This window comes from Streptomyces sp. NPDC093018 (genome assembly GCF_040684035.1).
GTDB classification, from domain to species: Bacteria; Actinomycetota; Actinomycetes; order Streptomycetales; family Streptomycetaceae; genus Streptomyces; species Streptomyces murinus.
Window position 1 is genome coordinate 297,190 of sequence record NZ_JBFBFF010000002.1, and the last position, 18,876, is coordinate 316,065.

19 protein-coding genes and 1 tRNA gene are annotated in these 18,876 nt (G+C 70.1%); 18 read left to right on the plus strand and 2 right to left on the minus strand.

Going from position 1 to position 18,876, the window contains the following annotated elements; genetic code table 11:
- The first annotated feature begins 134 nt into the window (after positions 1-134).
- From AB0N90_RS05235 to AB0N90_RS05255, 5 genes are read left to right on the plus strand one after another with little or no spacing between them, the layout of a single operon-like run.
- A complete protein-coding gene (locus AB0N90_RS05235) occupies positions 135-833 on the plus strand; it encodes a hypothetical protein (RefSeq protein ID WP_365193121.1) in 699 nt (232 codons plus the stop codon).
- A 2-nt stretch (positions 834-835) separates the two neighbouring features.
- Positions 836-1,228: an HNH endonuclease gene (locus tag AB0N90_RS05240; RefSeq protein WP_365193123.1), complete on the plus strand. Its 393-nt coding sequence runs from the start codon at positions 836-838 to the stop codon at positions 1,226-1,228.
- Entirely contained in the window at positions 1,225-1,419 is a 195-nt protein-coding gene (locus AB0N90_RS05245; protein ID WP_157169818.1) for a helix-turn-helix domain-containing protein, read from the plus strand. Before AB0N90_RS05240 ends, AB0N90_RS05245 begins: the two co-directional genes overlap by 4 nt.
- Positions 1,416-2,330 (plus strand): hypothetical protein, encoded by a 915-nt coding sequence (locus AB0N90_RS05250; protein WP_365193125.1) that lies wholly within the window; start codon positions 1,416-1,418, stop codon positions 2,328-2,330. Before AB0N90_RS05245 ends, AB0N90_RS05250 begins: the two co-directional genes overlap by 4 nt.
- On the plus strand, positions 2,317-2,877 hold the full coding sequence (locus AB0N90_RS05255; protein WP_365193601.1) for a hypothetical protein: 561 nt from the start codon (positions 2,317-2,319) through the stop codon (positions 2,875-2,877). The genes AB0N90_RS05250 and AB0N90_RS05255 overlap by 14 nt, the downstream gene beginning before the upstream one ends.
- Before the next feature lie 66 nt (positions 2,878-2,943).
- On the opposite strand, the gene AB0N90_RS05260 is transcribed toward AB0N90_RS05255, so the two are convergent.
- Both AB0N90_RS05260 and AB0N90_RS05265 read right to left on the minus strand, forming a co-directional pair.
- The gene (locus AB0N90_RS05260; protein ID WP_365193127.1) at positions 2,944-3,282 is read right to left on the minus strand and encodes a type II toxin-antitoxin system PemK/MazF family toxin; all 339 of its coding nucleotides are present in this window, start codon (positions 3,280-3,282) and stop codon (positions 2,944-2,946) included.
- Between the two features lie 689 nt (positions 3,283-3,971).
- Positions 3,972-4,043: transfer RNA gene (locus tag AB0N90_RS05265), tRNA-Arg, on the minus strand.
- Between the two features lie 156 nt (positions 4,044-4,199).
- On the opposite strand from AB0N90_RS05265, the gene AB0N90_RS05270 reads away from it, so the two are divergent.
- The 13 genes from AB0N90_RS05270 (at position 4,200) to AB0N90_RS05330 (ending at position 18,856) form a co-directional block, all read left to right on the plus strand.
- Positions 4,200-4,694 (plus strand): response regulator, encoded by a 495-nt coding sequence (locus AB0N90_RS05270; RefSeq protein WP_361674629.1) that lies wholly within the window; start codon positions 4,200-4,202, stop codon positions 4,692-4,694.
- Between the two features lie 128 nt (positions 4,695-4,822).
- On the plus strand, positions 4,823-5,944 hold the full coding sequence (gene nrtL, locus AB0N90_RS05275; RefSeq protein ID WP_365193129.1) for an ArgS-related anticodon-binding protein NrtL: 1,122 nt from the start codon (positions 4,823-4,825) through the stop codon (positions 5,942-5,944).
- 57 nt (positions 5,945-6,001) lie between these two features.
- Positions 6,002-7,393 carry a diaminopimelate decarboxylase gene (gene lysA / locus AB0N90_RS05280; RefSeq protein ID WP_365193130.1) on the plus strand — a complete coding sequence of 464 codons (1,392 nt, stop codon included), beginning with the start codon at positions 6,002-6,004 and terminating at the stop codon, positions 7,391-7,393.
- Between the two features lie 170 nt (positions 7,394-7,563).
- Positions 7,564-8,856, plus strand: coding sequence for a homoserine dehydrogenase (locus tag AB0N90_RS05285; protein ID WP_365193132.1), 1,293 nt, complete (start codon positions 7,564-7,566; stop codon positions 8,854-8,856).
- A gap of 6 nt (positions 8,857-8,862) precedes the next feature.
- Entirely contained in the window at positions 8,863-9,921 is a 1,059-nt protein-coding gene (gene thrC, locus AB0N90_RS05290; protein ID WP_365193134.1) for a threonine synthase, read from the plus strand.
- Positions 9,922-10,216: 295 nt separating this feature from the next.
- Entirely contained in the window at positions 10,217-11,134 is a 918-nt protein-coding gene (thrB, locus tag AB0N90_RS05295) for a homoserine kinase (protein ID WP_361674621.1), read from the plus strand.
- A gap of 404 nt (positions 11,135-11,538) precedes the next feature.
- On the plus strand, positions 11,539-13,557 hold the full coding sequence (gene rho, locus AB0N90_RS05300) for a transcription termination factor Rho (RefSeq protein WP_365193136.1): 2,019 nt from the start codon (positions 11,539-11,541) through the stop codon (positions 13,555-13,557).
- Positions 13,558-13,883: 326 nt separating this feature from the next.
- Positions 13,884-15,011: an LCP family protein gene (locus tag AB0N90_RS05305; protein WP_365193138.1), complete on the plus strand. Its 1,128-nt coding sequence runs from the start codon at positions 13,884-13,886 to the stop codon at positions 15,009-15,011.
- A gap of 175 nt (positions 15,012-15,186) precedes the next feature.
- Complete coding sequence (gene rpmE / locus AB0N90_RS05310) at positions 15,187-15,411, plus strand: 50S ribosomal protein L31 (protein ID WP_018571447.1); 225 nt, start codon at positions 15,187-15,189, stop codon at positions 15,409-15,411.
- A 109-nt stretch (positions 15,412-15,520) separates the two neighbouring features.
- Positions 15,521-16,588, plus strand: a complete 1,068-nt coding sequence (gene prfA, locus AB0N90_RS05315) for a peptide chain release factor 1 (RefSeq protein WP_037656513.1) — start codon at positions 15,521-15,523, stop codon at positions 16,586-16,588.
- A 50-nt stretch (positions 16,589-16,638) separates the two neighbouring features.
- A complete protein-coding gene (gene prmC / locus AB0N90_RS05320; protein WP_361674615.1) occupies positions 16,639-17,484 on the plus strand; it encodes a peptide chain release factor N(5)-glutamine methyltransferase in 846 nt (281 codons plus the stop codon).
- A gap of 50 nt (positions 17,485-17,534) precedes the next feature.
- Positions 17,535-18,182 (plus strand): L-threonylcarbamoyladenylate synthase, encoded by a 648-nt coding sequence (locus tag AB0N90_RS05325; RefSeq protein ID WP_037656508.1) that lies wholly within the window; start codon positions 17,535-17,537, stop codon positions 18,180-18,182.
- Positions 18,179-18,856 (plus strand): protein-tyrosine-phosphatase, encoded by a 678-nt coding sequence (locus tag AB0N90_RS05330; RefSeq protein ID WP_361674613.1) that lies wholly within the window; start codon positions 18,179-18,181, stop codon positions 18,854-18,856. The genes AB0N90_RS05325 and AB0N90_RS05330 overlap by 4 nt, the downstream gene beginning before the upstream one ends.
- The last annotated feature ends 20 nt before the right edge of the window (positions 18,857-18,876 follow it).

Sequence of the window (18,876 nt, forward strand, 5' to 3'; positions counted from 1 at the left end):
CGCCGGGACCGCTCAACTCGCTGTACGCCCACGTGACGGCCCCGGCCGCTCCCGCCGTGCCTTTGGTGCGGCGGGAGCGGCACCGGGCCCCTGAAGGCTTCCCCGCCATTCCCATCCGGGGATTGGAGCTGAGCGTGGGCGAAGTCGCCGCCGCTCTGTTCGAGACGGGCGCGGACGAACTCGCCCTTCCGGCACCCGACACGGACACCCACACCGACACCCTGTACGACGCCCTCAACGGCGCCGTGCGCACGCTCGGTCCGGCCGGAATCGCCGAAGTCGTCGGCATCTTCACCGAGTTGGACGCAGAGGAGTTCCCCGAGGTGGGCGCCTGCCGCCGGTTCGCCTACCGGCTGGCCCTGTCGTTCTGGTACGACGGTGCCCGCTCCCGCCCCATGACGGCCGGGGAAGCGGCCGTGGCGCTGTACCTGTCGGATGCCTACCGCCACCACCAGGTGGACGCGGTCACCGTGCGGCGGGCCCCGCTGCTGGTCTCCCGCGCGATCCGCCAGGGCGCCGCCCTGGTCCCCACCGAGACGCTCATGCGACTCGGAGAGGCCATGGTCCGGGAGTTCACCTCACCGGTCCTGACCTGTGTGACGAGTGGCGTCACGGCCGCGTCACGGCCGGGCGTCACGGGCGGGGGCTGGCTGTACCGGCAGGCACTGCCGGACTACCACCGGCGCCGGTTCTGCTTCGACCTGATGCGCGCCGACACCCGCCAGCCCTCACCCCTCGTGGTGCGGCTGGACGGCGGGACGTACGCCGTCGGGGCGACCCCGCCGGCCGGACCGGACGGTACGTGGACGCGCACGCTGCGGGCGGAGTGGTAGCCGTGACCGCGACCACCCGCCGCATCAAGACCGAGACCCGGCGCCTGCGTAAGCGGCAGCTCGCCCGCCGCTACGGGCCGCGCTGTGGCTACTGCCGCACCAAGTTCGCCGATCTGCGGGATGCCACCCTCGATCACATCGTGCCCAACTGCCTGTATCCGACGGGTACTTACAGCGCGCTCATGCTCGCGTGCTGGGACTGCAACCACCGCAAGAGCGACCGGTTCCCCCTCTCGATCGCCCTGCTGTTGCTGCGGTCGGTCGACCCGACTCGCCCCGTCATTCGCCCGGCCGTGCTGCCGCTGCTGGCCCGACTCGCGCACGCCCATGGATCTACCCCCCACCTGCCCGAATCGACCCCGAACGACCCGATCCCGGAGAGGACGGCAGCATGAGTGCCCGCACGGTGGACGACAAGATGACCGTCAAGGAGGTCATTGCCGATCTGAAGGTCGCTCCCTCGACCTTCTACCGGTGGCGTCAACTCGGAAAGGGGCCCCGCTCGATCAAGCTCCCGAACGGCGACGTGCGGATCCGACGGTCCGAGTACGAGCGTTGGCTTACGGAGCGGGAGGACGCTGCGTGAGCACGACTGGCGACACTCCGGTCCGTCGCCCGCACGGGGAGGCGCGGCCGGGGTTCTCTCTCGACGTCCGGCTGTGGAAGGTCACGAAGGTCGACCGTAAGGCGCGCCCGTACCAACTCCGGTGGGTCGTGGGCGGGAAGGTGAGTAGCGCGACGTTCGCCACGTCGGCACTCGCCGAAAGTCGACGTTCGGAACTACGGCAGGCGATGCGCAGGGGTGAGGCTTTCGAGATCTCCAGCGGACAGCCTGAGTCCGAGGTGCGCGCGGCGGCTGAAGCGGCTGAAGCGGCTGCCGCTGAAGAGACGCTGAGGTGGTTCGAGTTCTGCCGGAAGTACGTGGCCGGGCGGTGGCGTACAAGCGCGGCCAAGACCCGTGAGGGCATGGCAGACGGTCTTGCGGCCGTGAGCCTCGCCATGGTCAAGCGAGGGGACGGCGTTCCGTCGGATGAGCAACTCCGGTTGGCGTTTCGGTGGGGGATCGTGCCCGCGAACGCGGGGGAGGATCCGCCGGCCGAACTCAAGGCCGCATACGACTGGCTCACGACGGCGGATCGTCCGGTCGTCGATGCGGCGGACGCCGAAGTGTTCGAAGATGTGCTGTACCGCATTGGGTACAAGCTGGACGGCACCCCGGCGGCGGGCGACACGTACAGGCGTCGCCGACGGGCCTTGAACACCGTCCTCGAACACGCGGTGGTCGTGGGGGAGCTCCCGGACAACCCGCTTCAGCGTGCCCGCCAGAAGCACGTCGGTTCCAGCGAGGTGGTGGATCGGCGCGTCCTCGTGAACGCCCTACAGGCCCGTCAGTTGCTCGCGGGAGTTTTCCTACGTCGGGTCGTGGGATCGGTGCCGTGGGAGGCGTCTGGCGGCCTTCTATGCGGTCCTGTACTACGCGGGGCTGCGTCCGGCTGAGGCGGTGGGGTTGAGGCAGTCTGACTGCGATCTCCCGGATGCCGGGTGGGGCACGTTGACGCTCCGGGAGACACGCCCCGTCTCAGGAAAGCAGTGGACCGATTCCGGCGAGCGTCACGACCGGCGCGGGCTGAAGGCGCGGGAGGCCAAGAGCGACCGACCGGTGCCCATCCCGCCTGTCCTGGTGGCGATCCTGCGGGCGCACCTGGACACGTTTGGCACGGCCAAGGAAGGGCGTGTGTTCGGCAACGAGCGCGGTGGAGTGGTCGGCTCGTCTACCTACTGGCGGGTGTGGGAGGAAGCGCGGGAGTACGCGCTACCGCCTGAGCGTGTCGCCTCGCCGCTGGCCGGACGCCCGTACGACCTACGGCACGCGTGCATCACGCGATGGCTCAACGCGGGGGTGCCGATCGCTGAGGTTGCGCGGCGGGTTGGCAACTCGCCAGAGGTGATCCATCGTCGTTACCTCGGCTGCATTGATGGCCACGAAGAGGCTGCCAACGCGAGGATTGCAAAGGCCCTGGAAGAGGAGGGCGACTCAGTGTAGGGGCGCTGCAAATCCTGGAAGGGCAGTCCGAAGACTCGGACTGCCCTTCCAGGATTGAGGCTTGCTCTAGGACAGTCCTAGGATCACGCGGACGCGGTCCTCGACCTGTTTCATCTCGGCCGGATCTAGCAATCCGAGGCGCTTACGTAGCCTGGATTTGTGAACTGTGTGCAGATCCGTGCAGTTAATGTAGGACTCGTCGTACTTGGTGACGCCGCATTCAGGGCCGATGGGAATGTGTGTGGCGGTAGGTCCAGACGTTCCTGTGACCACAGCAACCGTCACCGCTGATAGCGGCTCGGCAATGCGATTGACCGTGAGGATGACAACAGGATGTGCGCCAATAGGATTCGGCAGTACACATCCCCAGACCTCGCCGCGCAATGCATTACCAGGATTCACCATTCGATTTCGTCCCCTGCCGCCAACTCCTCTGCTGTGGCAGGTAGTACACCTGCGGGATCCGGAGCGTGAGCCCCTTTGTAGAAGGATCGAATCTCCTCAGAGGCGGCCACCTCTGCTGCCTCGCGTGAGAGCAAGCGGAGTCCTTCTCGAAGTGCATCAGAGACCGACGGTAGATTGAGAGACTGCATTACCAGTCGCAGGTCGGCCATTTCGTCAGGCCTCAGCCTGACTTGAGCCACTTCAGTAGAACGGGAATAGCTGCCTTGGATTAGGCCACGAAACTGCTCAGACTTCGCGTTATTCGTGGTCTTGCTGATTGCGGATCTCGTGGTGGTCCTGCCGCGCGTAACGCTGGCTTGGCCTCGCTTCGTTCGCTGTTCGGCTGGATTAGCTTTCTTGCCTCGGGTTTCAGGGGTCATCGTTCCTCCTTTCCCTAGCTCGGTAGTACAGATGTCATACACCAAGTGTCAGGGGTGCGACCCTGCTGGTCAAGGGAGCGCGATCGGGCGGCCGACGTCGCTGAGGCGCAGACTTCGGGGTTGTGGGAGGCGGTGTGTCGCGTGTATCGCAGATGGTGCGTGAACACTGAGAGGCAACGAGAGAGGGCGGGAGTCAGTGAGACTGACTCCCGCCCTCTTCTCTCGGCATCCGCCCTGGTCAGCGCTTGATTCTTGCTGATCCTTGGCGAGTGCCCCCGGCAGGATTCGAACCTGCGCACACGGCTCCGGAGGCCGTTGCTCTATCCCCTGAGCTACGGGGGCGTGTCGGTTGCGGAGCGTTGTGCTCGCGGCGACGGACAGAACATTAGCAGGTCCGGTGGGGTGATCAGGAACCCGTTTGCGGGGAGGGGTCCCCTGTAGGGGGTGGAAGTGGGGAAAACCCGGACGCGGTGGCCCGGGCGGTCCTACTCTCGAGTTGTGCCGGGCGCGTCGGGCCGGGTGCTTGTTGTCGACGACAACAAGGTCATCCGGCAGCTGATCAGGGTCAATCTCGAGCTGGAAGGGCTTGAGGTCGTGACCGCGGCCGATGGTGCCGAGTGTCTGGACGTGGTGCACCAAGTGCGGCCCGATCTCGTGACGCTCGACGTCGTCATGCCGCGGCTGGACGGGCTGCGTACCGCCGCCCGGCTCCGTGCCGACCCCCGTACGAACCATCTGCCCCTCGCCATCATCAGCGCCTGCACCCAGTACGAGGTCGAGACCGGCCTCGATGTCGGGGTCGACGCCTTCCTCTCCAAGCCCTTCGAACCCGCCGAGCTCGTGCGCCTCGTCAAGCAGCTGATCCAGGGCCGCGCCGGGCGCGGGGGAGTGGGCGGCGGAGACGGAGGGGGAGGAGGCGGCGGGGACGGCAGTGGTGACGATGACGACGACGGGCTCGCGGACGGGGTGGCCGGCGGGGTTTCCATCGGCTGAGCCGAGCCGAGCCGACAGGGCCGGTTCCTGGGGTTCCCGGTTCGGCGGCGGCGAAGGGCGTGGCCTTTCCCGTCTCACCAGGGAAACCGGCTCGCCTTCCCACCCCCCTCCTCCCCTACCCTTGTCCCGTGACCCCCGTCGAGCTCTCCCGCACCGTGCTGCACGCGGTGCGTTGTGCCGTTGACGAGGGGCAGCTCAGCGTGGCCGTGCCGGAGCGGGTCGTGGTGAGTGAGCCGGGGGCCGGCGGATGCGGGGAGTACGCGACCAATGTCGCGCTCCAGCTCGCCCGCGCTGCCGGGAAGCCGCCGCGCACCGTCGCCGAGATCCTGCGGCCCCGGCTCATCGCGACGGACGGCATCGAGGACGTCGTCGTCACCGGCCCGGGGTTCCTCAACTTCCGGCTCGGTCACGAGGCCGATCCGCTCCAGGACCTCGTCCGGGAGATCCGCGGGCGGGGGCTGCGGTACGGCCATGGGGACGCTCTCGCCGGGCAGGTGCTCGCGCTGCGGGTGCCGTACGAGGTGCGGGCCGAGGTCGTCGCCGACGCCGTCGTACGGATCGTCGCCAGCCAGGGCGGACGGGCCACCGTCGAGCACCAGGGCGGACGGGCCACCGTGCAGCATCACGGCGGGCGGGCCACCGTGCAGCACCACGGCGGGCGGGCCGCCGCAGAACACGGCGAGTTCGTCGATCTGCGGCCCGTACCCGCCCCCGAGGACCCCGCGCCGCTCGGGCCCGACGCCGCCCGGTGGGCGCTGCTGCACCCCGCACCGCACGACCGGCCCCGCATCACCGCCGACCATCTCGTCCAGCGGGAGGGCAATCCGCTGTTCCGGGTGCGGTACGCCCACGCCCGCGTCCGGTCCCTCGGCCGGGGCGCCGCCCGCCTGGGCTTCGCCGCCGAGCCGGGCCCCCTGAACGGCGCCAGGGCCGACACCGCGGTCACCACCGCCCCCCAAGCACCGGCCCCGCACGCTCCCGCCCCCCACGCCCCCGCCCTCCACACCCCCCTGTCCGACTACCCCCGCATCCTCACCGCGGCCGCCACCCATCGCGCCCCGGACCGGCTGGCCCGGCATCTCGTCACCGTCGCGGATGCCGTGCTGCCCTTTCTGACCTGTGTGCTTCCGATCGGCGAGGAGAAACCCTCGGCCGCCCACCGGGCCCGGCTCGCGCTTGCCGAAGCGGCCGGGACGGTGCTGGCCGGCGGCCTGTCCCTGCTCGGCATCGACGCACCCGAACATCTCTGAGGGGACCGAGGAACAGATGTCCCCCGGAGAGAGACAGAGAGTCTGAGAGCCACCGTCATGAGCCGTTCCGCCCATCCCGCCGGGCCCCGTCACGCCGATGTCCTGCCCGAGGGGCACTACTCCGCGCCGCCCACCGACCTCAATGTGCTCGACCACAAGGTCTGGGCGCAGACCGTCGGCCGCGGCGAGGACGGGGTCGTCACCGTCGGCGGGGTCCCCGTGACCCGGCTCGCCGAGGAGTTCGGCACGCCCGCGTACATCATGGACGAGGCCGACTTCCGGGCGCGGGCGCGCGCCTGGCGCACCGCCTTCGGGGCCGACGCCGATGTGTTCTACGCGGGGAAGGCGTTCCTCTCGCGTGCCGTCGTGCGGTGGCTGGAGGAAGAAGGGCTGAATCTCGATGTTTGTTCCGGGGGCGAGCTCGTAACGGCGCTCTCCGCCGGGATGGCTCCCGAGCGCATCGCCTTCCACGGGAACAACAAGTCCGTCGCGGAGATCACCCGCGCCGTGGAGGCCGGCGTCGGGCGGATCGTGCTCGACTCCTTCCAGGAGATCGTGCGGGTCGCGCACATCGCCCAGTCCCTGGGCAGGCGGCAGAAGGTCCAGATCCGGATCACCGTCGGCGTCGAGGCCCACACCCACGAGTTCATCGCCACCGCCCACGAGGACCAGAAGTTCGGCATCCCGCTCGCCGGCGGGCAGGCCGCGGAGGCCGTGCGGCGGGCGCTGCACCTGGACGGGCTCGAACTGATCGGGATCCACTCCCACATCGGCTCGCAGATCTTCGACATGTCCGGGTTCGAGGTCGCCGCCCACCGGGTCGTCGGACTGCTCAGGGACATCCGCGACGAGCACGGCGTCGAACTGCCCGAGATCGACCTCGGCGGCGGCCTCGGCATCGCCTACACCAGCGACGACGACCCGCGCGAGCCGCACGAGATCGCCAAGGCGCTCGGCGAGATCGTCAGCCGCGAGTGCGAGGCCGCGCGGCTGCGCACGCCCCGGATCTCGGTCGAGCCCGGCCGCGCCGTCGTCGGCCCGACGGCGTTCACGCTCTACGAGGTCGGCACCGTGAAGCCGCTGGAGGGGCTGCGCACGTACGTCTCCGTCGACGGCGGCATGTCCGACAACATCCGCACCGCGCTGTACGACGCCGAGTACAGCGTCGCCCTCGTCTCGCGGGCCAGCGACGCCGAGCCGATGCTCGTCCGGGTCGTCGGCAAGCACTGCGAGAGCGGGGACATCGTGGTCAAGGACGCGTTCCTGCCCGCCGATCTCGCGCCGGGCGACCTCATCGCCGTACCGGCCACGGGGGCGTACTGCCGGTCGATGGCCAGCAACTACAACCATGTGCTCCGGCCGCCCGTCGTCGCGGTGAAGGACGGCGAGGCCCGGGTGATCGTCCGGCGGGAGACGGAGGAGGATCTTCTGCGGCTGGACGTCGGATGAGTCGTCGGACGAGTCGTCGGACGAGTCCGCGAAACGTGGGGTGGAAGATCTGCGGTCTCCACACCCCGCGAAAATGAAATAAACGTCTCAGGATCCGGACGAAGGGTAGAAACTCCCGTCCGGTGAGTGAGACTGGTCCAACCGTAGACGGTGAGAGGAAACGAGGTCGGATGATGCGTACGCGTCCGCTGAAGGTGGCGCTGCTGGGCTGTGGGGTTGTCGGCTCAGAGGTGGCGCGCATCATGACGACGCACGCCGACGACCTCGCCCAGAGGATCGGCGCCCCGGTGGAGCTCGCCGGGGTCGCCGTACGGCGCCCGAGCAAGGTCCGCGAGGGCATCGACCCGGCCCTGGTCACCACGGACGCCACCGCGCTCGTCAAACGCGGGGACATCGACGTCGTCGTCGAGGTGATCGGGGGGATCGAGCCCGCCCGGTCCCTCATCACCACCGCGTTCGAGCACGGCGCCTCCGTCGTCTCCGCGAACAAGGCCCTGCTCGCCCAGGACGGGGCCGCCCTGCACGCCGCCGCCGAGGAGCACGGCCGCGACCTCTACTACGAGGCCGCCGTCGCCGGTGCCATCCCGCTGATCCGCCCGCTGCGCGAGTCGCTGGCCGGTGACAAGGTCAACCGGGTGCTCGGCATCGTCAACGGCACCACCAACTTCATCCTCGACAAGATGGACTCCACGGGTGCCGGCTACCAGGAGGCCCTGGACGAGGCCACCGCGCTCGGGTACGCCGAGGCCGACCCGACCGCCGATGTCGAGGGCTTCGACGCCGCCGCCAAGGCCGCCATCCTCGCCGGCATCGCCTTCCACACGCGGGTGCGCCTGGACGACGTCCACCGCGAGGGGATGACCGAGGTCACCGCCGCCGACTTCCACTCGGCCAAGGAGATGGGCTGCACCATCAAGCTGCTCGCCATCTGCGAGCGGGCGCAGGACGGGGCGTCCGTCACGGCGCGCGTGCACCCCGCCATGATTCCGCTGAGCCACCCCCTCGCCTCCGTGCGCGGCGCGTACAACGCCGTCTTCGTGGAGAGCGACGCGGCCGGCCAGCTGATGTTCTACGGCCCCGGCGCCGGCGGTTCCCCGACCGCCTCCGCCGTGCTCGGCGACCTCGTCGCCGTCTGCCGCAACAAGCTCAACGGCACCACGGGACCTGGCGAGTCGGCGTACGCCGCGTTGCCGGTCTCCCCGATGGGCGATGTCGTCACGCGGTACCACATCAGCCTGGACGTGGCCGACAAACCGGGTGTCCTCGCCCAGGTCGCCACGGTCTTCGCCGAGCACGGGGTGTCCATCGACACCGTTCGGCAGTCGGGCAAGGACGGCGAGGCCTCCCTCGTCGTCGTCACCCACCGAGCCTTCGACGCCGCCCTGACCGGCACCGTCGAGGCGCTGCGCAAGCTCGACACCGTGCGGGGTGTCGCCAGCATCATGCGGGTTGAAGGAGAGTAACGAGCAATGACCCACCAGTGGCGCGGAATCATCGAGGAGTACCGGGACCGGCTGCCGGTTTCCGACACCACGCCGGTCGTGACGCTCCGTGAGGGCGGCACGCCCCTCGTGCCCGCGCAGGTGCTCTCCGAGCGCACCGGCTGCGAGGTCCACCTCAAGGTGGAGGGCGCGAACCCGACCGGGTCCTTCAAGGACCGCGGCATGACGATGGCCATCTCCAAGGCGAAGGAGGAGGGGGCCAAGGCCGTCATCTGCGCGTCCACCGGCAACACCTCCGCCTCCGCCGCGGCGTACGCCGTACGGGCCGGCATGGTCTCGGCCGTGCTCGTGCCGCAGGGCAAGATCGCGCTCGGCAAGATGGGCCAGGCCCTGGTGCACGGCGCGAAGATCCTCCAGGTCGACGGCAACTTCGACGACTGCCTCACGCTCGCCCGCTCGCTGAGCGAGAACTACCCGGTGGCGCTGGTCAATTCGGTCAACCCGGTGCGCATCGAGGGCCAGAAGACGGCCGCCTTCGAGATCGTGGACATGCTCGGCGACGCGCCCGACATCCATGTCCTGCCGGTCGGCAACGCGGGCAACATCACGGCGTACTGGAAGGGCTACCAGGAGTACGCCGCCGACGAGATCTCCACCCGGGCGCCCCGCATGTGGGGGTTCCAGGCCGCGGGCAGCGCCCCGATCGTGCGCGGCGAGGTCGTCAAGGACCCGTCGACCATCGCCACCGCCATCCGGATCGGCAACCCGGCCTCCTGGCAGTACGCCCTGGCGGCCCGGGACGAGTCCGGCGGCGCCATCGACGAGGTGACGGACCGTGAAATCCTGCGCGCCTACCGGCTGTTGGCCGCGCAGGAGGGTGTCTTCGTGGAGCCCGCCTCCGCCGCCTCGGTCGCCGGTCTGCTCAAGGCCGCCGAGCAGGGCAAGGTCGACCCGGGCCAGCGGATCGTCTGCACCGTCACCGGCAATGGCCTGAAGGACCCCGACTGGGCCGTCGCCGGCGCGCCGCAGCCGGTCACCGTCCCGGTCGACGCGGCCACCGCGGCCGAGCGCCTCGGCCTCGCCTGAGGCACAGCGACAGCGACAGCGACAGGGCCTGAGGGGGGTCTTCCGGATCCCTGTCGGGCCCTGTCAGGCCCTGTCAGGCCCTGTCAGGGTGCACAAGGGGCTTACGACACGCATCGTGCGCCTCCTGTGCGCCCTATGTCGCTACTGAACCTTCCTTCGATACGCTGTACCGAACCCGCTCGTTGCATATGCACTGCGCATAGGGGCAACGCCGCGCCGTCTGCGCGGCCGAGGGTCTCCACGTACGTATCGAATGTCTTTGACAGTCACGCAGCTCAAGGAGAGTCTTCGAGCGATGGCCGGTCCAGCCTTCCGAGCCGCCGCCGTCCGGGTGCGCACCCCCGCCACCAGCGCCAATCTCGGTCCGGGCTTCGACGCCCTGGGCCTCGCGCTGGGGCTCTACGACGACGTCGTCGTCCGGGTGGCCGACTCCGGGCTGCACATCGACATCGCGGGTGAGGGCAGCGAGAACCTGCCGCGCGACGAGCGCCACCTTCTCGTCCGCTCCCTGCGCACCGCCTTCGACCTGCTGGGCGGCCAGCCCCGGGGCCTGGAGATCGTCTGCGCCAACCGCATCCCGCACGGGCGGGGGCTCGGCTCCTCCTCCGCCGCCATCTGCGCCGGCATCGTGGCCGCCCGCGCCGTGACCATAGGCGGCGAGGCCCGTCTGGACGACGCGGCCCTGCTGGCGCTGGCCACCGAGATCGAGGGCCACCCCGACAATGTGGCCGCCTGTCTGCTCGGCGGATTCACCTTGTCCTGGATGGAATCCGGCGCGGCCCGCGCGATCAGAATGGACCCCGACGATTCCATCGTTCCGGTGGTTTTCGTACCCGGAAAGCCGGTCCTGACGGAAACCGCCCGCGGACTGCTGCCGCGCACCGTGCCGCATGTCGACGCCGCCGCCAACGCGGGCCGTGCCGCGCTGCTCGTCGAGGCCCTCACCCGGCGCCCCGAACTGCTGCTGCCCGCCACCGAGGACCGCCTCCACCAGGAGTACCGCGCCCCGGCCATGCCGGAGAGCGCGGCGCTGGTGGAGCGGCTGCGGGCGGACGGGATCCCGGCCGTCATCTCCGGCGCCGGACCCACCGTCATGGCCCTGACCGACGCCGGCACCGCCGACAAGGTCTCCCACCTCGCAGGTGACGGCTGGGCCGCCAACCGGCTGGACCTGGATATGCGGGGAGCGAGCGTGCTTCCGCTTGCGCCCTGACACACGGTTGCCGGATTTGGAGAGGGGGAATGTTTGTTGGATCCGGTAGTGTTAATCTCAAGTCTGCACCCGACCCCACCATGGCGAGGTGCCACGTGTCCCCGTCCGGGACAGACATTCTTCCGGGAGCCCCCCACGCCACTCCGTGTTCCGCGCGCCGTACCTGGGCAGTACGTCGTATGCGAGCACTGAGCCGGCCGCAGGGCATGCTCCGGAACAGGTGCTACCACGCCACGTGACACCGGGTGTCACGGCTCGCGGAAGCGCCGTCACCGCACATTTCTCTTCCGCCGCGTTGGCGGACCACCGCCCCGGCACGGTTCACGAAGACAGGACCGTAGTCGGACAGCACAACCGGTCGCCGAGCCAGACAGGCCGACGTCCGCTCCAGGGAAGGACCCTTCGTGAGCGACACCACCGATCTGATGGGCGCACGTGTCGAGGAGACCGCTGCCGCGCCCGCCACGGACGCCTCCGCGCCTGCCACCGGTGCCGGCTCCCGGCGGCGCCGGGGTACCGGCCTTGAGGGCATGGTGCTGGCCGAGCTGCAGCAGGTCGCCTCGGGCCTCGGTATCAGGGGCACCGCGCGGATGCGCAAGAGCCAGCTGATCGAGGTCATCAAGGAGGCGCAGGCCCAGGGCAGTGCCCCCAAGGCCGAGGCCGCCACCGAGACCAAGCCGAAGCGCCGGGCCACCTCCAAGGCCCGCACCGGCGAGAGCGCGGACGGCGCGCAGAAGGCGGCCAAGTCCGAGGCGCCCGCCGAGAAGGCGCAGCAGCAGATCGAGATTCCCGGTCAGCCCGCCAGCGATGACGCGCCGACCGAGCGCCGTCGTCGTCGTGCCACCGCCGAGGCCGGCAGCCCCGCCGCGGGCGGCGCCGAGACGGCCGCCGCCGAGGCCAAGACCGAGGCCCGTACGGACGCCAAGAGCGAGTCCAAGGCCGACGCGTCCGCTCAGCAGCCGCAGCAGCAGGGCGAGTCCGCGAAGGGCGACGCCGGTGACGGCGAGGGCCGCGGCCGCCGCGACCGCCGTGAGCGCGGCCGTGAGCGCGGCGAGCGTGGTGACCGCAGTGAGCGCGGCGACCGTGGCGACCGCCGGAACAAGGGCGACGACCAGCAGGGCGGCCAGCGTCAGCAGCAGGGCCAGCAGGGCGGCCGCCAGGACCGGCAGCAGCAGGACGACGACGACTTCGAGGGCGGCCGGCGCGGCCGCCGCGGCCGCTACCGCGACCGCCGTGGCCGTCGTGGCCGCGACGAGATCGCCGAGCCGCAGGTCACCGAGGACGACGTCCTGATCCCCGTCGCGGGCATCCTGGACATCCTCGACAACTACGCCTTCATCCGGACCTCCGGCTACCTGCCGGGCCCGAACGACGTGTACGTCTCCCTCGCCCAGGTCCGCAAGAACGGTCTGCGCAAGGGTGACCACCTCACCGGCGCGGTCCGTCAGCCGAAGGACGGGGAGCGCCGCGAGAAGTTCAACGCGCTCGTCCGCCTCGACTCCGTCAACGGCATGGCGCCCGAACACGGCCGCGGCCGCCCGGAGTTCAACAAGCTGACGCCGCTGTACCCGCAGGACCGCCTCCGCCTGGAGACGGACCCGGGCGTGCTGACGACCCGGATCATCGACCTCGTGTCGCCGATCGGCAAGGGCCAGCGCGGTCTGATCGTGGCCCCGCCGAAGACCGGCAAGACCATGATCATGCAGGCGATCGCCAACGCGATCACGCACAACAACCCCGAGTGCCACCTGATGGTCGTCCTGGTCGACGAGCGTCCGGAAGAGGTCACCGACATGCAGCGGTCGGTCAAGGGCGAGGTCATCTCCTCGACCTTCGACCGCCCGGCCGAGGACCACACCACGGTCGCCGAGCTGGCCATCGAGCGCGCCAAGCGCCTCGTGGAGCTGGGCCACGACGTGGTCGTGCTGCTGGACTCCATCACGCGTCTGGGCCGCGCCTACAACCTCGCGGCGCCGGCCTCCGGCCGCATCCTGTCCGGTGGTGTCGACTCGACCGCGCTGTACCCGCCGAAGCGCTTCTTCGGTGCCGCGCGCAACATCGAGGACGGCGGCTCGCTCACCATCCTGGCGACGGCGCTCGTGGACACCGGCTCCCGCATGGACGAGGTGATCTTCGAGGAGTTCAAGGGCACCGGCAACATGGAGCTCAAGCTCGACCGCAAGCTCGCCGACAAGCGCATCTTCCCGGCGGTGGACGTGGACGCGTCCGGCACCCGTAAGGAAGAGATCCTGCTGGGCGCCGAGGAGCTGGGCGTCGTCTGGAAGCTGCGCCGGGTGCTGCACGCCCTGGACCAGCAGCAGGCGATCGAGCTGCTGCTGGACAAGATGAAGCAGACCAAGTCGAACATCGAGTTCCTGATGCAGATCCAGAAGACGACGCCGACCCCCGGCAACGGCGACTGAGTCTCCGGAAACCGGAACCAGCTGACAGAGGCCGTCCCCGCGGGGGCGGCCTCCGTCGTGTCCGAAGCGAGACCTTTGCCACAAGGCTCACGTTCCGCATCCGGTCGGAAACATACGACAACCGGCGCCAAAGCCGCAGGTGAGCGCCGTACTTCCGATCCGGCCCACTACACACAGTGCCCATCGCCCCACGCGATGGGCACTCTGCGTTGTGCAACGCTGTCCCGAGTTTCTCCGTCCTACCGCCCGGAGGGACGATGGAGCGGTGATGACCGCGCCTGACCCTGACCGCAGGGGGTAACCGATCGACGAGACCTAGGAGTGCCGTGTCCGCCGAGAGCATGCCGGAACCGATACCTCAGACCGGCGCCCAGGAGCCCGGCCGAGGAGGCCGGGGACGGCGCCGCAAGCCCCGCAGCACCGGCCGCAAGGCCCTGCTCGCGACGGCCTGGACGGCCGCGGGCGTGCTGGTGCTCGGCGGCGCCGGAGCCGGATACCTGTACTTCAAGCTCAACGGCAACCTGCACAGCGTCGACATCAACCAGGTCCTCGGCAAGGACCGGCCCACGAAGATCGACAACGGCTCCGAGAACATCCTGGTCCTCGGCTCCGACACCCGCGCCGGCACCAACAAGAAGCTCGGCGGCGGCACGGACGACGGCAGCGCCCGCTCCGACACCGCGATGATCGTGCACGTCTACGAGGGCCACAAGAAGGCCAGTGTGGTCTCCATACCCCGGGACACCCTGGTGGACCGCCCCGCGTGCACCGACACCAAGGGCACCACGCACCCGGCCGCGAGCTCGGTGATGTTCAACGAGGCGTACTCCACCGGCGGCGCGGCCTGCGCCGTGAAGTCCGTCGAGGCCCTCACCGGCATCCGCATGGACCACTATCTGGAGGTCGACTTCGCGGGCTTCCAGAAGCTCATCGACGACCTCGGCGGCGTCCCGGTCACCACGACCAGGGCCATCGCCGACCCGCAGAGCCACCTGGACCTCAAGGCCGGCACGCACACCCTCGACGGACAGCAGGCCCTCGGCCTGGTCCGCACCCGGCACGGCGTCGGCGACGGCTCCGACCTCGGCCGCATCCAGCTCCAGCAGGCCTTCGTCAAGGCGCTGCTCGGCCAGGTCAAGAACGTCGGCGTCTTCAGCGACCCCAAGAAGCTGTACGACCTCGCCGACACCGCCACCAAGGCCGTCACCACCGACTCCGACCTCGGCTCGGTCAACTCCCTCATCGACTTCGCCGACGGCCTCAAGGGCATCGACGCCCGGCACATGACGATGGTCACCATGCCCGTCCAGTACGACCCGGCCAACCCCAACCGCGTGCTGCTGGAGAAGTCGAAGGCCCGGCTGGTGTGGGACGCGCTGAAGAACGACCGCCCGATCCCCAAGGCGGCCAAGGGCACCGCCACGGGCGAGGCCGGCGGTGTGGTGAGCGGCTGACGGACGGCCGCGGGACCGCCCGGGGAAGCCGCGGGACCGCCCCCGGGAATAGAACAACCACACCCCCGGTTTGGGGGGATGGCCCCAGTCCTGGCAGACTGGTACGTCGGCCCCGGTTCACGTCCCCGCAGCCCGCGGCGGCGACCCGGAGCCCTCCCGAAACCTAGGAGAAACCTTGAAGCGCGACATCCACCCCGAGTACGTCGAGACGCAGGTCAGCTGCACCTGTGGCGCGTCGTTCACCACCCGGAGCACCATCGACTCCGGCACCATCCGTGCCGAGGTCTGCTCCGAGTGCCACCCGTTCTACACGGGCAAGCAGAAGATCCTCGACACCGGTGGCCGTGTGGCCCGCTTCGAGGCCCGCTTCGGCAAGGCTGCCGCCGGCTCCAAGAAGTAGCGAGCCCCCATTCGCCGGTCCACGGCCGTACGTCCGCGAGGGCGTGCGTCCGGGACCGGCGTTTTTGGTCGCCCGCCCCTTCCCTTCACCGCAGTACAGGAGCCGAAAGATGTTCGAGGCAGTCGAGGACCTCGTCGCCGAGCACGCCGACCTCGAGACGAAGCTCGCCGACCCGTCGGTCCACGCCGACCAGGCGAACGCGCGCAAGCTGAACAAGCGCTATGCCGAGCTGACCCCGATCGTCGGCACGTACGGCTCCTGGAAGCAGGCCGGCGACGACATCGAGACCGCGCGCGAGCTGGCCGCCGACGACCCGGACTTCGTCGCCGAGGTCAAGGAGCTGGAGCAGCAGCGCGAGGAGCTGACCGAGAAGCTGCGCCTGCTGCTCGTCCCGCGTGACCCCAGTGACGAGAAGGACGTCATTCTGGAGATCAAGGCGGGCGCGGGCGGCGACGAGTCGGCGCTGTTCGCCGGCGACCTGCTGCGCATGTACCTGCGCTACGCGGAGCGCGTCGGCTGGAAGACCGAGATCATCGACGCCACCGAGTCCGAGCTGGGCGGCTACAAGGACGTCCAGGTCGCGGTGAAGACCCGCGGGCAGACCGAGCCCGGCCAGGGCGTGTGGGCGCGGCTGAAGTACGAGGGCGGCGTGCACCGCGTGCAGCGGGTGCCGGCCACCGAGTCCCAGGGCCGTATCCACACCTCCGCCGCCGGTGTCCTCGTCACCCCCGAGGCCGAGGAGGTGGACGTGGAGATCAACCCGAACGACCTCCGCATCGACGTCTACCGCTCCTCCGGTCCCGGCGGCCAGTCCGTCAACACCACGGACTCCGCGGTGCGCATCACCCACCTGCCCACCGGTGTCGTCGCCTCCTGCCAGAACGAGAAGAGCCAGCTCCAGAACAAGGAGCAGGCCCTGCGTATCCTGCGCTCCAGGCTGCTCGCCGCGGCCCAGGAGGAGGCGGAGCGGGAGGCCGCGGACGCCCGCCGCAGCCAGGTCCGCACCGTCGACCGCTCCGAGAAGATCCGTACGTACAACTTCCCGGAGAACCGCATCTCCGACCACCGTGTCGGCTTCAAGGCGTACAACCTGGACCAGGTCCTGGACGGTGAACTCGACGCGGTCATCCAGGCCTGCGTCGACGCCGACTCCGCGGCGAAGCTCGCGGCCGCGTAGGGCGACGCCGCCTTACGGCAAATACGAGTGCTGACTTCCGGAGGACTTGCGTGAACCTGCTGCTCGCGGAGGTGGCCCAGGCCACCCAGCGGCTGGCCGACGCCGGCGTGCCCTCGCCGCGCACCGACGCGGAGGAGCTCGCCGCGTTCGTGCACGGCGTCAAGCGCGGCGAACTGCACTCCGTGAAGGACGCGGACTTCGACGCCCGGTACTGGGAGGTCATCGCCCGGCGTGAGCAGCGCGAGCCGCTCCAGCACATCACCGGGCGGGCCTACTTCCGCTATCTGGAACTCCAGGTCGGGCCCGGCGTGTTCGTGCCCCGGCCGGAGACCGAGTCGGTGGTCGGCTGGGCCATAGACGCGGTGCGCGCCATGGACGTGGTCGAGCCGTGCATCGTCGATCTGTGCACCGGCTCCGGGGCCATCGCGCTCGCCCTCGCCCAGGAGGTGCCGCGCTCCCGGGTGCACGCCGTGGAGCTGTCGGAGGACGCGCTGCGCTGGACCCGCAAGAACGTCGAGGGGTCCAGGGTCGAGCTGCGCCAGGGCGACGCCCTGACCGCGTTCCCCGATCTGGACGGCCAGGTCGACCTGGTCATCTCCAACCCGCCGTACATCCCGCTCACCGAATGGGAGTACGTCGCCCCCGAAGCCCGCGACTACGATCCCGAACTCGCGTTGTTCTCGGGAGAGGACGGGCTCGACCTGATCCGCGGCATCGAGCGCACCGCGCACCGGCTGCTGCGGCCCGGCGGGGTCGTCGTCATCGAGCACGCCGACACCCAGGGCGGACAGGTGCCGTGGATCTTCACCGAGGAGCGGGGCTGGGCCGACGCGGCCGATCACCCCGACCTCAACAACCGGCCGCGGTTCGCCACCGCCCGCAAGGCGCTGCCGTGAGCAGCACCGAGACTTCAACCCCGCAGTTTGTGTACGAGGAGGCCCGTTAAATGGCACGGCGATACGACACCAACGACGCGACCGACCGCGCGACGGGTCTGCGCGAAGCCGCGTCCGCCGTCCGCCGGGGCGAGCTGGTGGTGCTGCCGACCGACACGGTCTACGGCATCGGCGCCGACGCGTTCTCCTCCGAGGCCGTCGCCGATCTGCTCGCCGCCAAGGGCCGGGGCCGCAACATGCCCACCCCCGTGCTCATCGGCTCCCCGAACACCCTGCACGGCCTGGTCACGAACTTCTCCGAGATGGCCTGGGAACTGGTCGACGCGTTCTGGCCGGGCGCCCTGACGCTGGTCGCCAAGCACCAGCCGTCCCTCCAGTGGGACCTCGGCGACACCCGGGGCACGGTCGCCGTGCGCATGCCGCTGCACCCGGTCGCCATCGAGCTGCTCACCGAGGTCGGCCCGATGGCCGTGTCCTCCGCCAACCTCACCGGACACCCGTCGCCGGAGACCTGCGACGCCGCGCAGGACATGCTCGGCGACTCCGTCTCCGTCTACCTCGACGGCGGCCCGACCCCGGGCATCGTGCCCTCGTCCATCGTGGACGTCTCCCGCGATGTGCCGGTGCTGCTGCGCGAGGGCGCCATCTCGGCGGACGAGCTGCGCAAGGTCGTACCCGACCTTGAGGTGGCGAATTGACGGCCCCTGCAGCGGGGCGTGGCATAGGCATCGGGGAGCGCCTCGCGGAGGAGACGACGACGTTCGGGTTTCCGCGCGACACCTTCCGCATCCTCCACGTCAGTACCGGCAATGTGTGCCGCTCGCCCATCACCGAGCGGCTGACCCGGCATTTCGTCGCCGAGCGCCTCGGGGTGCTCGGCGGCGGGCTGATCGTGGAGAGCGCGGGCACCTGGGGCCATGAGGGCGCGCCCATGGAGGCCAACGCGGAGACCGTGCTGGCCGAGTTCGGCGCGGACGCCTCCGGCTTCATGGGCCGGGAACTGCTCGACGAGCACGTCATCCGGGCCGACCTGGTGCTGACCGCGACCCGCGACCACCGCGCCCAGGTCATCTCCATGGGCCATTCGGCGGGCCTGCGCACCTTCACCCTCAAGGAGTTCACGCGCCTGGTCCGCGCGATCGACCCCGCGACGCTGCCGCCGCTGGACGAAGGTCTCGTCATGCGCGCCCGCGCCCTGGTCCGCGCCGCCGCCGCCCTGCGCGGCTGGCTGCTGGCCCCCACGGCCGAGGCGGACGAGGTGTACGACCCCTACGGCGCGCCCCTGCCGTTCTTCCGCTCCATCGGCGACGAGATACGGGACGCGCTGGACCCGGTCGTCACGGCGCTCACCGGAGTCCCGGCACGGATGTAGTGCCGGGCGCGGTGCGCGCC